The 12,968-nt window shown below is 68.1% G+C and carries 13 protein-coding genes; 4 read left to right on the top strand and 9 right to left on the bottom strand.

Annotated elements, in window-relative coordinates; translation table 11 throughout:
* Nucleotides 1-30 precede the first annotated feature (30 nt).
* Nucleotides 31-537 (top strand): PaaI family thioesterase, encoded by a 507-nt coding sequence (locus Ahu01nite_RS18835; RefSeq protein ID WP_203837868.1) that lies wholly within the window; start codon nt 31-33, stop codon nt 535-537.
* 307 nt (nt 538-844) lie between these two features.
* On the opposite strand, the gene urtE is transcribed toward Ahu01nite_RS18835, so the two are convergent.
* From urtE to urtA, 5 genes are read right to left on the bottom strand one after another with little or no spacing between them, the layout of a single operon-like run.
* A complete protein-coding gene (urtE, locus tag Ahu01nite_RS18830) occupies nt 845-1,540 on the bottom strand; it encodes an urea ABC transporter ATP-binding subunit UrtE (RefSeq protein WP_203837867.1) in 696 nt (231 codons plus the stop codon).
* Complete coding sequence (gene urtD, locus Ahu01nite_RS18825) at nt 1,541-2,281, bottom strand: urea ABC transporter ATP-binding protein UrtD (protein WP_203837866.1); 741 nt, start codon at nt 2,279-2,281, stop codon at nt 1,541-1,543. It lies immediately after the preceding gene.
* The gene (urtC, locus tag Ahu01nite_RS18820; protein WP_239158955.1) at nt 2,278-3,252 is read right to left on the bottom strand and encodes an urea ABC transporter permease subunit UrtC; all 975 of its coding nucleotides are present in this window, start codon (nt 3,250-3,252) and stop codon (nt 2,278-2,280) included. The genes urtD and urtC overlap by 4 nt, the downstream gene beginning before the upstream one ends.
* Before the next feature lie 55 nt (nt 3,253-3,307).
* Nucleotides 3,308-4,189: an urea ABC transporter permease subunit UrtB gene (urtB, locus tag Ahu01nite_RS18815; protein WP_203837865.1), complete on the bottom strand. Its 882-nt coding sequence runs from the start codon at nt 4,187-4,189 to the stop codon at nt 3,308-3,310.
* A gap of 31 nt (nt 4,190-4,220) precedes the next feature.
* Nucleotides 4,221-5,432, bottom strand: a complete 1,212-nt coding sequence (urtA, locus tag Ahu01nite_RS18810) for an urea ABC transporter substrate-binding protein (protein ID WP_203837864.1) — start codon at nt 5,430-5,432, stop codon at nt 4,221-4,223.
* Nucleotides 5,433-5,561: 129 nt separating this feature from the next.
* Here urtA and Ahu01nite_RS18805 point away from each other — a divergent pair, with 129 nt between their 5' ends.
* Nucleotides 5,562-6,089, top strand: a complete 528-nt coding sequence (locus Ahu01nite_RS18805) for an alpha/beta hydrolase (protein WP_203837863.1) — start codon at nt 5,562-5,564, stop codon at nt 6,087-6,089.
* Here the strand turns inward: Ahu01nite_RS18805 and hisS are convergent.
* Nucleotides 6,072-7,403: a histidine--tRNA ligase gene (gene hisS, locus Ahu01nite_RS18800; RefSeq protein WP_203837862.1), complete on the bottom strand. Its 1,332-nt coding sequence runs from the start codon at nt 7,401-7,403 to the stop codon at nt 6,072-6,074. The two genes, Ahu01nite_RS18805 and hisS, sit on opposite strands and share 18 nt — an antisense overlap.
* A gap of 13 nt (nt 7,404-7,416) precedes the next feature.
* The gene (locus tag Ahu01nite_RS18795) at nt 7,417-8,109 is read right to left on the bottom strand and encodes an MBL fold metallo-hydrolase (RefSeq protein WP_203837861.1); all 693 of its coding nucleotides are present in this window, start codon (nt 8,107-8,109) and stop codon (nt 7,417-7,419) included.
* Between the two features lie 230 nt (nt 8,110-8,339).
* On the opposite strand from Ahu01nite_RS18795, the gene Ahu01nite_RS18790 reads away from it, so the two are divergent.
* Both Ahu01nite_RS18790 and Ahu01nite_RS18785 read left to right on the top strand, forming a co-directional pair.
* Nucleotides 8,340-9,215 carry a peptidylprolyl isomerase gene (locus Ahu01nite_RS18790; protein WP_203837860.1) on the top strand — a complete coding sequence of 292 codons (876 nt, stop codon included), beginning with the start codon at nt 8,340-8,342 and terminating at the stop codon, nt 9,213-9,215.
* Between the two features lie 66 nt (nt 9,216-9,281).
* A complete protein-coding gene (locus Ahu01nite_RS18785) occupies nt 9,282-10,115 on the top strand; it encodes a peptidylprolyl isomerase (RefSeq protein WP_203837859.1) in 834 nt (277 codons plus the stop codon).
* Nucleotides 10,116-10,294: 179 nt separating this feature from the next.
* On the opposite strand, the gene Ahu01nite_RS18780 is transcribed toward Ahu01nite_RS18785, so the two are convergent.
* Both Ahu01nite_RS18780 and Ahu01nite_RS18775 read right to left on the bottom strand, forming a co-directional pair.
* Nucleotides 10,295-12,715 carry a RelA/SpoT family protein gene (locus Ahu01nite_RS18780; RefSeq protein WP_307794530.1) on the bottom strand — a complete coding sequence of 807 codons (2,421 nt, stop codon included), beginning with the start codon at nt 12,713-12,715 and terminating at the stop codon, nt 10,295-10,297.
* Nucleotides 12,716-12,788: 73 nt separating this feature from the next.
* On the bottom strand, nt 12,789-12,968 hold a 180-nt coding region (locus Ahu01nite_RS18775), incomplete at its 5' end, for a hypothetical protein (RefSeq protein WP_203837858.1).

Below are 12,968 nucleotides of genomic sequence, written 5' to 3'. Positions count from 1 at the left end.
AGACGCAGCCAGTGCTGCCAACCTGCGTCTATGACCCAGACTCAGGACGAGACCCGGACCCGCACCTTCGGGTGGTCGGACCCGGCGCAGAACGCCGCCCTGCTCGGCAACCGCTCCGGCCTCGAACTGCTCCAGGCCATGTCCCGCGGCGAGGTCCCCGCTCCCCCGATCATGCACCTGATGGACATCGAGAAGTTCGAGGTCGTCGAGGGCAGCGTCACGGTCGGCGTCCGCCCCCAGGAGTTCCACTACAACCCCCTCGGCACGGTCCACGGCGGCGTGATCTCAACGCTGCTCGACACCGCCGCGGCCTGCTCGGTGCACAGCACCCTCCCCGCCGGGGTCGGCTACACCAGCCTCGACCTCAACGTGAAGTTCCTCCGCGCCGTCACCCTCGCCTCCGGCATGATCACCGCCACCGGCTCGGTCCTCCAGCGAGGCCGCCGCACCGCCCTGGCCGAGGCCCGCATGACCGACTCCACCGGCCGCCTGGTCGCCCACGCCACCTCCAGCTGCATGCTCTTCGACCTCCCCTAGGGCCCTGAGTAGTGCTGCAGCCCATGCCGCGCGGCTGAATGTTGCGCCGGACACCGGGATACGAAAACTTTCTGCGGTGTTGCACCTCAAAACCGGCCAATCACGTCTGACAGAAGAACACATGTTTCCCGGCCAGACGTAATTGGCCCATGCTTGACATATGACGCCGCAGAAGATGGCGGCATAGCCGGTTTCGGCGCAACTTCCTGCCCTTGGCCAGCTCCAGCTGTCCTCGCCGTCCATCTCGGCACCGCCGAACAACGGCCCCTGCCACGACGCAGGGAGACTCGCCGATTGGCCACTGTGGTCAGACGGCCAGGAGGCGGCGGACCCCCTCGTCGTCGCGGAGTTCGGTTGCGGCGCCGGCTCGGACTACCTCGCCGGCGTCGAGGATGACGAAGTGGTCGGCCAGGCGGAGGGCCAGTTCGAGGTATTGCTCGACCAGGAGGATGGTCAGGCCGGTGGTGTGGAGTTGGCGGATTGCGGACTCGATCTCCTGGACGATGGATGGTTGGATGCCCTCGGTCGGCTCGTCGAGCAGGAGCATGCGCGGCTCGGTGACCAGGGCTCGGGCGATGGCTAGTTGTTGTTGCTGGCCGCCGGAGAGGAAGCCGGCTCGGCGTTTGAGCAGGGCGCGCAGGGCAGGGAAGAGGTCCAGTGCCTCGTCGAGGGTGCCGGGGCGGGCCTTTGGGGCGGACTCCCGGGCGACCTGGAGGTTCTCGGCGACGGTGAGCTGGGGGAAGGTTTCGTGGCCCTGGGGGACGTAGCCGAGGCCGGCGCGGACCCGTTCGTGGATGGGGGACTTCGTGATGTCCTTGCCGTCGAACAGCACCGTGCCCTGGCGGGCCGGGAGCACGCCCATGACGGCCTTGAGCAGGGTGGTTTTGCCGACGCCGTTGCGGCCCATCAGGCAGACCAGGGAGCCCGGGGGTGCCTGGAGGTCAACGCCGAACAGGACGCGGGCCCGGCCGTACGCGACGTGGAGGTCCTTGACTTCCAGCATCTAGACCCTTTCCTTGCGTCCGAGGTAGACCTCCTGCACGCGGGGGTCGGCCTGCACCTCGGCGACCGTGCCCTCGCACAACAGACGGCCCTCGTGCAGGACCGTGACCGTGCTGGCGAAGCGGCGCAGGAACGCCATGTCATGTTCCACCACCAGCACCGTGTGGTCCTTGGCCACCGATTGCATCAGTTCGCCGGTGCGGTCGCGTTCGTCGCGGCTCATGCCCGCGACCGGCTCGTCGAGTAGTAGCAGGCGGGGGCGTTGCACGACCAGCATGCCGATCTCCAGCCATTGGCGCTGGCCGTGGGACAGCACCCCGGCCGGGCGGTCGGCCAGGTCGCCGAGGCCGATCGTGTCCAGCGCCGAGGCGACGTCGTCGGAGATGCCGTGGCGGCGGCGCAGCAGGCCCGTCATTCTTCGGCGGAAACCCGCTGCCAGGTCCAGGTTGTCGAGCACGCTGAGCTCGTCGAAGACCACCGAGGTCTGGAAGGTACGCCCGACGCCCGCGCGCACGATCTTGTACTCCCGCTTGCCGGCCAGGTCCTCGCCCGCGAACCGCACCGAGCCCGACGCCGGCTTGGTCAGCCCGGTGATCACGTCGATCAGCGTCGTCTTGCCCGCGCCGTTGGGTCCGATGAGGAACCGCAGCTCCCCCGCTTGCAGGGTGAAGTCCAGATCGGTGATCGCGTGAAAGCCGGAGAAGACGACGTTGAGACCGCGTACTTCAAGAAGCGCACTCATGCTTGTACCTCGACTTTTCGCCGGGACGAGAGGGCGTCGCGGAACTGGTGGGACAGGCCGGCCAGGCCGCGCGGTGCCCACACCATGACCGCGACGAACAGGGCGCCCTGGACGTAGAGCCAGCCGTCCGGCCACTGCTCGCTGAAGATGGTCTTGGCGTAGTTGAACAGCAGCGCGCCGGCGACCGCCCCGGCCAGCGAATATCGCCCGCCGATCGCGACACCGACCAGCAGCTCGAGCGAGGCGACGATGCCCAGGTTGGCGGGTGACAACAGGCCTACGAGGGGTACGAACAACGCGCCCGCGATCCCCGCCAGCCCCGCCGAGACCGCGAACGCGACCGTCTTCACGAGCGCGGGGTCGTACCCCAGGAAGCGAACGCGGTCCTCCCCGTCCCGGATGGCGACGAGGAGCTGTCCGTAGCGGCTGCGCACCAGTTGGCGTACCGATAAATAAGACGCACCCAGAATGAGCGCCGTGACCAGATAGAGGATCCGGCGGTCCGCGTCCTCGTAGAGGTCGAGGCCGAAGAAGTACTGGAAGTTGGTGAGCCCGTTGGTGCCGCCGGTGAGGCCCTGCTGGCCGATCAGCAGGATGACGAACGCCGCCGCGAGGGCCTGGGACAGCACCGCGAAGTACGCGCCGCGCACCCGTTGCCGGAAGACGAGCAGACCGAGCAGCGTCGCGACCAGCACCGGCAGCACGATCACCATCGCCAGCGCGAAGACCGGGTTGGCGAAAGGCTTCCACAGCAGCGGCAGCTCCTCGACGCCGCTCCACGACATGAAGTCGGGCAGCTCGCCGTCCTGCAGTTTCAGGTGCATGCCCATCGCGTAGCCGCCGAGGCCGAAGAACACGCCCTGGCCCAGGGTCAGCATGCCGCCGCGGCCCCACGCGAGGGAGATGCCGACGGCGACGATCGCATAGCAGAGGTATTTGCCGAGCAGGTCGAGGCGGAACGGCGACAGCACCAGCGGCGCGACGACCAGCAGCAGGATCGCCGCCGCACCGAAAACGATCTTGTTCTCATGTGAGCGCCCTCGATTTCAGGACGAACATGCCCTGCGGCCGGAACTGGAGGAACGCGATGATCACCGCGAAGACGACCACCTTGGCGAAGCTCGCGCCGTTCGCCGTCCAGAATTCCACGAAGCTGTTCAGCACACCCAGGACAAAGGCCGCGATCACCGCACCCTTCAGCTGACCGAGGCCGCCGGCCACGACAACGAGAAAAGCGTCCACTATGTACGCCGTCCCGAGCGTCGGCCCCACCGGCCCGATCAACGTCAGCGCCACCCCCGCGACCCCGGCCAGCCCGGAGCCGATGAAGAACGTGGCCTGATCCACGCGCCCGGTCGCCACCCCGCTGACCGCCGCGAGCTGCCTGTTCTGCATCACCGCCCGCATCCGCCGGCCCTGCCGGAGCTTGCTCAGGTAGAGCGAGATCGCCACCACGCACCCGATCGCGAGCACGAGGATGAACAGCCGGTTGTACGCGATCCGCACCCCGGCCAGGTCGACGCCCCCGGTCAGCCAGCCCGGCGCGTCGACCTGCACGTTCGGCGCGCCGAAGATGTCCCGGGCCGCCTGCTGCAGGATCAGGCTGATGCCGAACGTCAGCAGCAGCGTGTCCAGCGGGCGGCCGTAGAAGCGCCGGATGATCAGCCGTTCCAGGATCAGGCCCAGCACGCCACCGACCGCGAACGCCACCGGCAGCGCGACGATGACGGCCTGGTCACCGGCGAGCGGTTGCAGCACGTACGCGGTGTACGCGCCCGCCATGATGAACTCGCCGTGCGCCATGTTGATCACGCCCATCTGGCCGAACGTGAACGTCAGACCCAGCGCGGCGAGCAGCAGCACCGCCCCGATGCTCGCGCCGATGACGAGCTGGTTGAGAGTTCCCATCAAGACAGCCCGCCCTCTTGGAGCTCTTTCATCAGGAGAGCCCGGCTGCCCAGGCGTACCCCTTGAGGTAGGGGTCGGGTTTGATCGGGGCGCCGGAGTTCCAGACCTCCTTGATCTGGCCGTCGGGCTGGATGAGGCCGATCCGTGCGGTCTTGTAGACGTGCTGGTTCTCGCCGTCGATGGTGACCTTGCCCTCGGGCAGGTCCAGCGAGATCCCGCCGGCCGCCTTCTTGACGGCGTCGACGTCCACGCTGCCGGCCTTCGCCGCGGCGGCGGCCCACAGCTTCACGGCGTTGTAGCCGGCCTCCATCGGGTCGGAGGTGACCTTGTCCGCGCCGTACTTCGCCTTGTACGCCTTGACGAACGTACTGTTCGTGGTGCCCTCGGTGGTCTGGTAGTAGTTCCACGCCACCAGATGCCCCGCGACGTTGGCGGGCCCGATGCCGGTGACCTCCTCCTCGGCGACGCTGACACTCACCGTGGGCATGGTCTGCGCGGTGAACCCGGCGCTGCGCAGCTGCTTGAAGAACGCGACGTTGCTGTCGCCGTTGAGCGTGTTGAAGACGACGTCCGGCTTGGCCTGCCCGAGCTTGTTGACGATCGTCGAGTATTCGGTGGTCCCCAGCGGCGTGTACTCCTCGCCGGAGATCGTCATCCCGTTCGCGGCGGCGTACGCCTTGATGATCTTGTTGGCGGTCCTCGGGAACACATAGTCGCTGCCGACCAGGAAGACCGACTTCTTGCCCTGCTGCTTGAGATAGTCGAGAGCGGGCACGATCTGCTGGTTCGTGGTCGCTCCGGTGTAGAAGATGTACGGCGAGCTCTCCAGCCCCTCGTACTGCACCGGATACCAGAGCAGGGCCTTGTTGCGCTCGAAGACCGGCAGCATCGCCTTACGGCTGGCGGACGTCCACCCGCCGAACGTCGTCGCGACCTTGTCCTCGTTGATCAGCTTCTGCGCCTTCTCCGCGAACGTCGGCCAGTCGGACGCGCCGTCCTCCACGACGGGCTCCAGCTTCTTGCCGAGTACGCCACCGGCGGCGTTGACCTCGTCGATGGCGAGCAGCTCGGAGTCGCGTACGGTCACCTCGCTGATGGCCATGGTGCCGCTCAGGGAATGCAGAATGCCGACCTTGATGGTGTTGCCGCCGCTCCCGCCGCCTTCGGAGGGGTCGTTGGCGCAGCCACCGGCGAGAAGGCCGGCGGCAAGCAGCGTGATGAGGGTCCGTCTGACAGGTGACATGGGACTTGTCCCTTCGCCCGCGGGTTCGTGCCCCGAAAGCTAGGAACAGCCGATTTCACACAGCGTATCGACGCGTGTCCATTGCGTTAACGGCATCCCAGAGTGCACATAGGATCTATATTGACCCCCATGATCGCGGGAATTGTCGTCCCCGGGGGCACCGGGCATCTCACCACCCTGCCGGATCTCGGCTGGGAGGCGCTGCGCGATCGCGAGGCGCACATCGAGACCGTCACCTGGTCGCCACCCCGGGGCATCCTCGACGTCGACCCCGAGCCGTTCGTCCGGGTCCACATCGAGCTGGCCCTGCGGCGACTGCCCGCCGGTGCGCAACCCGTCGTGATCGCCAAATCGTTCGGAACGTACGCCGCGGCGCTGGCCGCCGAGCGGTCGCTGCCCGCGATCTGGCTGACACCGCTGCTCACCCGGCAGACGGTCGTCGACGGGATCACCCGCAACACGGCGCCGCAGCTGCTCGTCTGCGGGACGGCCGACGAGTGGTGGGACGCCGGCGCCGCCCGGGCAACGGGAAAGCGAGTGCTCACCGTCGAGAACGGCGAGCACTCGCTCCGCGTGCCGGGACCGCTGCGCAACTACACCGAGGTGCTCGGGGTGGTCGGCACGGCGATCGAGGAATTCCTAGACGCCCTGGACTAGTGGCGTGCGGTCCTCCGCCGGGGGCTCCCAGGTCGCGGCGTCGGCCTCGACCTGCGTACCCGAGCGGATGTCCTTGATGGTGTCCGGCTCACCGTCGGCACCGGGGAACCAGACGTACGGGATGCCGCGGCGCTCGGCGAACCGGATCTGCTTGCCGAACTTCGCCGCCGACGGGGCGACCTCGGTGCTGATCCGGCGGGACCGCAGCGACCGGGCGATCTGGTCGCAGCGGCCGCGCAGCTCCTCCTGGGGCAGCGCGACCACCACGGCGGTGGGGACGCTGCGCGAGATCGTCAGCGCGTCGCGGCCGAAGAGCAGGCCGAGAATGCGGGAGACGCCGATGGAGATGCCGACGCCGGGGAAACGCTCGTTGCCCGACGATGCCAGGTTTTCGTAGCGGCCGCCGGAGCAGATCGAGCCGTGGCGCTCGTACCCCTGGAGCTCGGTTTCATAGACCGTGCCGGTGTAGTAGTCCAGCCCCCGGGCGATCTTGAGCTCGGCCCGGATCAGCCCCGGAGCGTGCTCGTTCGCCGTCTCCACCACCCGCGCGAGCTCCTCGAGGCCCTCGGTGAGCAGTTCGTTGTCGACGCCCAGCTTGCGAACCAGGTCGACGAAGGAGGCGTCGCTCGTGGAGATCTGCGCGAGCTGCAGACACGCCTCCGCCTGCGCGGCCGACGCGCCCCTGGCCACCAGCAGCTCGGCGACCTTCACCGGCCCGATCTTGTCCAGTTTGTCGACCGTACGCAGGACCTCGTCCGGATCCTCCAGGCCGAGGCCGCGGTAGAAGCCCTCGCACACCTTGCGGTTGTTGACCAGGATCGTCGCGGGCGGGATGGGCAGCGACCGCAGCGCGTCACCGACCACCAGCGGCATCTCGGTGTCGTAGTGGAACGGCAGGTTGTCCCGGTCGACCACGTCGATGTCGGCCTGCAGGAACTCGCGGTAACGGCCCTCCTGCGGGCGTTCACCGCGCCACACCTTCTGGATCTGGTAACGCCGGAACGGGAACTGCAGCTTGCCGGAATTCTCCAGCACGAACCGCGCGAACGGCACCGTCAGGTCGAAGTGCAGCCCGAGGGCGTTGTCGTCCTTCTCGGCGTTCGGGTCCTCCTGCAGCCGGCGCAGGACGTACACCTCTTTGGAGGTCTCGCCCTTGCGCAGCAACTGGTCCATCGGCTCGACCGCACGCGTCTCGAGCGGCGCGAAACCGTACAGCTCGAACGTCGAACGGATGCGCTCGATCAGGTTCTGCTCGATCATCCGCTGGGCCGGCAGGTATTCCGGGAAGCCGGACAGCGGGGTGGGCTTGCTCATGATGCTCCTTGAGTTACAGGCCCGGCGCTGCCGTCAGTTCCCGCAGGTACGGGTTCTGGGCGCGCTCACGGCCGATCGTCGTCTCGGATCCGTGGCCGGGCAGAACCACCGTGTCGTCCGCCAGCGGCAGGATCTTCTCCCGCAAGCTGGTCATCATCACGGAGGTGTTGCCACCCGGCAGGTCGGTGCGGCCGATGGAGCCGGCGAAGAGCACGTCACCGGTGAGGCAGATCTGCTCCGCCTCCCACGACGTGCCGGAACCCGGCACCCGGAAGATCACCGACCCGCCCGTATGGCCCGGTGCGTGATCGACGGTGATTTCCAGCCCGGCGAGGCTCATCGTGGCGCCGTCGGTCAGCTCCGCGACGTCATCCGGCTCGGTGTAGGTGAACCGTCCACCGAGCATCTGGTCGAGGCTCATGCCCATACCCTTCATCGGGTCGGCGAGCATTTCGCGATCAGCCGGATGAACGTACGCGGTGATGCCGCGAGCACCGCACACCGGCGCGACGGAGAACGTGTGGTCGAAGTGGCCGTGGGTCAGCAACACCGCGGCGGGCTGCAACCGGTGCTTGGCGAGCACCTCGTCGAGCTGATCGATCACGCCGATGCCCGGGTCGACGATCAGCGCCTGTTCACCAGGACCGGTCGCCAGCACGTAACAGTTGGTGCCGAGCGCAGCTGCGGGAAAACCGGTGACGAGCACTCCGCACCCCCTTCTCTTTCACCCGTTGCCTTCACCCATTCTTTTCACCCGGAAGCCTAGCTGGACGCACCGTACACACCGGCACGGAACCTCGCACACCACTTTCCCAGGCGTTACCCGTACACTCTTGCGGGCGTGTGGCCCTTATATTCCCGCTCGCGCTTCACGGGCTTTTGGTCGCGTCACCGGTTCTTTCGTCGCGTCACAGATTTCAGGAGGGGGAGCGCTCGGTGGCTTCCAGCAAGGACCGGCAGCGGAAGCTGGCGCGTGACAAGTTCGACCGCCAGATGGCGCGCCGGGCCGTCAAGCAGCGCCGGCGCCGGCAGATCCAGGCCGGTGTGGGCGCCGCGGTGGCGCTGATCGTCATCATCGGCGGTGTCGCCTGGCTGGGCGGTGCCTTCGACGGCGACGAGACGAACACCGATGCCGCCAATTCCGACATCTGCGCGTGGACCCCGCAGAGCACCGAGAGCAACAAGAGCCTGAAGGACGTGGGTGAGCCCCCGACCACCGGCATCCCCACCTCCGGCACGCGGGCCATGACGGTCACCACGGACCAGGGCGACCCGATCGTGGTGACGCTCGACCTCGCCGACGCGCCCTGCAACTCCGCCGACCTCGGCTATCTCGCGAGCAAACAGTTCTACGACAACACCACCTGCCACGAGATCACCGCCGAGGGCGCGATCCGCTGCGGCGACCCGAGCGCCACCGGCCAGGGCGGCCCGACGTACAGCATCTACAACGAGAACGTGCCGCTGGCACCTTCGTCGTCCGCCTCCCCGGCCCCGACCGCCGCCGCACCGCTCTACCCCAAGGGCACCGTCGCGATGATCGGCGACCCGCCGGGCACCAACGGCAGCCAGTTCCTCATCTTCTTCAAGGACTACACCACGGCCGACCCGGAGTACTCCATCGTCGGCCAGGTCACCGGAGGCCTGGACACCGTCACCAAGATCAGCAAGATCCCGACGGTGGCGAACGCCGCCGGCGACAAGGTGACACCGAAGACGAAAATCGCCGTCAAGAGCGTCACCGTCGGCGAATTCACCCCCGAGGGCGGCGCCTCACCGGCCGCCGCGCCCTCGGCTTCCAGCCAGTCCTGAGTTTTCCGGAGCAGAATTCCACCGAACCGCCCCCCTCACCGCACGAAGGCATACAGGAGGAACACCGTGTCGTCGATCAAGGACAGGCAGCGCGCGGCGGCGCGGGCGCGCCTCGAGAAGGAGATGGCCGAGCGCGCCGTGGCCGCTAAGAAGCGCCGGCAGCGTCAGGCCATCATCGGCTCCGCCCTCGCCGTCGTCGTCATCGCCGGCGCGGCGGTGTGGATCGTCGCCGCCCTCAACAAGGACGACGACAAGTCCACCACCGCCTCCTCGGCCCCGCCCGCGGGCACCGTCGCCTGCCAGTGGATCCCCGAGGACGGCAGCACCGGCGCCAAGGTCACCGACGTCGGCACCCCGCCGGCCAACGTGCCCAACACCGGCAAGGACACGCTGACCATGGACACCAGCCTCGGCGCCATCACCGCGACGGTCGACCTGGCGAAGGCGCCCTGCACCGGCGCGGCCTTCAACTACCTGGCCAGCAAGAAGTTCTGGGACGGCACCAAGTGCCACCGCCTCACCACCGAGGGCATCAAGGTCCTCCAGTGCGGCGACCCGAGCGCCAAGGGCAAGGGCTACCGCGACACCGACGGCACCGGCGGCCCCAGCTTCCGCTACGCGGAGGAGAACCTGCCGACCAACGCCTCGCCCGCCTACCCCAAGGGCACCATCGCCATGGCGAAGACCTCGTCGCCCAGCAGCACGGGCAGCCAGTTCTTCATCGTGTACGCCGACACGGACCTCCCGGCCGAATACACCGTCCTCGGCACCATCACCAAGGGCATGGACATCGTCGAGAAGGTCGCCAAGGCCGGCACCGACAACGCCAACGGCCAGGGCGACGGCCACCCGAAGACGGAGGTCGACATCAAGACCTTCACCATGGCCGCGGCTTCCTGACCCGGTTCAGCAGCTAGCAAAAAGGGCGGGCCCCGCGGGGTCCGCCCTTTTTCGTGCGCTCGTTTCGTGCTCCCGGGCGTTTCAAGCTCCCGGGCGTTTCAAGCTCCCGGGCGTTTCAAGCTCCCGGGCGTTCTGCCCGCCTGCGCTCCCGGGCGTTCTGTCCGCCCGGGGAGCCGTCGTCAGGCGCCGGAGGTGACCCGGTAGGCGTCGAACACGCCATCGACCTTGCGGACGGCGGCGACGAGGTGGCCCAGGTGTTTCGGGTCGGCCATCTCGAACGTGAAGCGGCTGACCGCCACCCGGTCCCGGGTCGTGGTGACCGTCGCGGAGAGGATGTTGACCCGCTCCTCGGACAGGACACGGGTGACATCCGCGAGCAGCTTGTGCCGGTCGAGCGCCTCGACCTGGATGGCAACGAGGAACGTCGACGCGGACGTCGGTTTCCAGCTCACCTCGACGACGCGCTCCGGCTGGGCGCGCAGGTCCTCGGCGTTGGCGCAGTCGTCGCGGTGCACGCTGACACCGCCCGAGCGGGTCACGAAGCCGAACACCGCGTCACCCGGCACGGGCGTGCAGCAGCGGGCCAGCTTCACCCACACGTCGCTGACATCCTTGACCACGACACCCGGGTCCTGCGCCGACGTACGGTTGCGGGGCGGGCGGGTCGCGACGGCGGTCTCGGCGATGTCCTCGACCGCGCCCTCCTCGCCACCGAAGCCGGCGACGAGTTTCTGCACGACCGACTGCGCGGAGACCACACTCTCGCCGACCGCGGCATACAACGAGGCCACATCGGCCAGGTGCAGGTCGCGCGCGATCGTCGTGAGGTTCTCGCTCGTCAGCATGCGCTGCAGGGGCAGCCCCTGCTTGCGCATCGCCTTGACGATCGCCTCCTTGCCGTCCTCGATCGCTTCCTCGCGACGTTCCTTGTTGAAGTACTGCCGGATCTTCGTCCGCGCGCGCGGGCTCTTGACGAAGCCCAGCCAGTCCTGCGTCGGGCCGGCCGTGGCCGACTTCGACGTGAAGATCTCGATGACGTCGCCGTTGGACAGCGTCGACTCCAGCGGCACCAGCTTGCCGTTGACGCGGGCACCGATCGTCTTGTGACCCACCTCGGTGTGCACCGCGTAGGCGAAGTCCACCGGCGTCGACCCGGTCGGCAGCGGGATGACGTCGCCCTTGGGGGTGAAGACGTACACCTCCTGGCTGGACAGGTCGAAGCGCAGCGCGTCCAGGAACTCGCTGGGGTCGCTCGCCTCCCGCTGCCAGTCCAGCAGTTGCCGCAACCACGTCATCTCGTCGATGTGGGCGGGCGGCCCGACGATCGTCGCGCCCTTCTGCTCCTTGTACTTCCAGTGCGCGGCGATGCCGAACTCCGCCGTACGGTGCATCGCGAACGTCCGGATCTGCATCTCGACCGGCTTACCGGTCGGGCCGATCACCGTCGTGTGCAGCGACTGGTACATGTTGAACTTCGGCATCGCGATGTAATCCTTGAACCGCCCCGGCACCGGCTGCCAGTTGGCGTGGATGACCCCCAGCGCCGCGTAGCAGTCGCGCACCGTGTCGACCAGGATCCGCACCCCGACCAGGTCGTAGATGTCCCCGAAGTCGCGCCCCCGTACGATCATCTTCTGGTAGATCGAATACAGGTGCTTCGGCCGCCCGGTGGTCTCGGCCTTGATCTTCGCCGACTTCAGATCCAGCGACACCCGGTTGGTCACCTGCCGCAGCAACGCCTCACGCTGCGGCTGGTGCTCCCCGATCAGCCGGTTGATCTCCTCGAACCGCTTCGGGAACAACGTCCCGAATGCCAGATCCTCGAGCTCCCACTTGATCGTGTTCATACCGAGCCGGTGCGCGAGCGGCGCCAGGATCTCGAGCGTCTCCTTGGCCTTCTGCTCCTGCTTCGCCCGCGGCAGGAAGGTCAGCGTCCGCATGTTGTGCAGCCGGTCCGCGAGCTTGATGACCAGCACCCGGGGGTCCTTCGCCATCGCCACGACCATCTTGCGGATCGTCTCCGCCTTGGCCGCGTCACCGAGCTTCACCCGGTCGAGCTTCGTCACCCCGTCGACGAGCAGCGCGACCTCGCCCCCGAAGTCGGTCCGCATCTGCTCGAGCCCGTAGTCGGTATCCTCGATCGTGTCGTGCAACAGCGCCGCCACCAGCGTCGTCGTATCCATGCCCAGATTGGCCAGGATCGTCGCCACCGCGAGCGGATGCGTGATGTACGGGTCCCCGGACTTGCGGTACTGCCCGGAATGCCACCGCGCGGCCACGTCGAACGCCCGCTGCAACGCCCGCCCGTCCGCCTTGGGGTGACTCGCCCGGTGCGTAGCGATCAGCGGCTCAAGAACCTCACTGACCTGAGTCGTCTGCCACGGCGCATTGAACCGCGCCAACCGCGCCCGAACCCGCCGCCCGGTCGGCGCACTGGCCAGCCCGAACCCGCCAGAAGCCTCCACGGGCGTAAACGGCTGAGTAGCCTCGGCATCGTGCACCACAGGCCCGTCCCCCGCCGACCCGTTACCCACCGGCGCCACGGTCGTCGCGGCGACCCGCGCGGGCACGGACTTAGCCGCGGTCGGCTTGTTACTCACGGCCGACTTCGAGGCGGTGGGCTTGGTGGCGGTGGGCTTTGTAGCGGTGGTCGTGGCGCTGGTGGTCGTGGCGCTAGTGCTGGCCGCGTCCGCGGGCTTGGCTGACGCGGGCTTGGCCGCGGCAGGCGTGGCCGCTGAGAGCATGGTTGTTGCGGGCGTGGGCGTGGCCGTTGCGGGCGTGGCCGTTGCGGGCGTGGCCGTTGCGGGCGTGGCCGTTGCGGGCGTGGCCGTTGCGGGCGTGGCCGTTGCGGGC

Origin of the sequence: Winogradskya humida, assembly GCF_016862215.1 — a bacterium.
Lineage (GTDB): Bacteria > Actinomycetota > Actinomycetes > Mycobacteriales > Micromonosporaceae > Actinoplanes > Actinoplanes humidus.
The sequence above is the reverse complement of the archived record's forward strand: the minus strand, read 5'-3'. Positions and strand labels throughout refer to the sequence as shown.

Excerpts from the sequence above, each read along its gene's own strand:
- hisS (WP_203837862.1), bottom strand. The coding sequence starts at position 7,403 with ATGAGCAAGCCCACCCCGCTGTCCGGCTTCCCGGAATACCTGCCGGCC.
- urtD (WP_203837866.1), bottom strand. The coding sequence starts at position 2,281 with ATGAGTGCGCTTCTTGAAGTACGCGGTCTCAACGTCGTCTTCTCCGGC.
- Ahu01nite_RS18805 (WP_203837863.1), top strand. The coding sequence starts at position 5,562 with ATGATCGCGGGAATTGTCGTCCCCGGGGGCACCGGGCATCTCACCACC.
- urtA (WP_203837864.1), bottom strand. The coding sequence starts at position 5,432 with ATGTCACCTGTCAGACGGACCCTCATCACGCTGCTTGCCGCCGGCCTT.
- urtB (WP_203837865.1), bottom strand. The coding sequence starts at position 4,189 with ATGGGAACTCTCAACCAGCTCGTCATCGGCGCGAGCATCGGGGCGGTG.
- Ahu01nite_RS18835 (WP_203837868.1), top strand. The coding sequence starts at position 31 with ATGACCCAGACTCAGGACGAGACCCGGACCCGCACCTTCGGGTGGTCG.
- urtE (WP_203837867.1), bottom strand. The coding sequence starts at position 1,540 with ATGCTGGAAGTCAAGGACCTCCACGTCGCGTACGGCCGGGCCCGCGTC.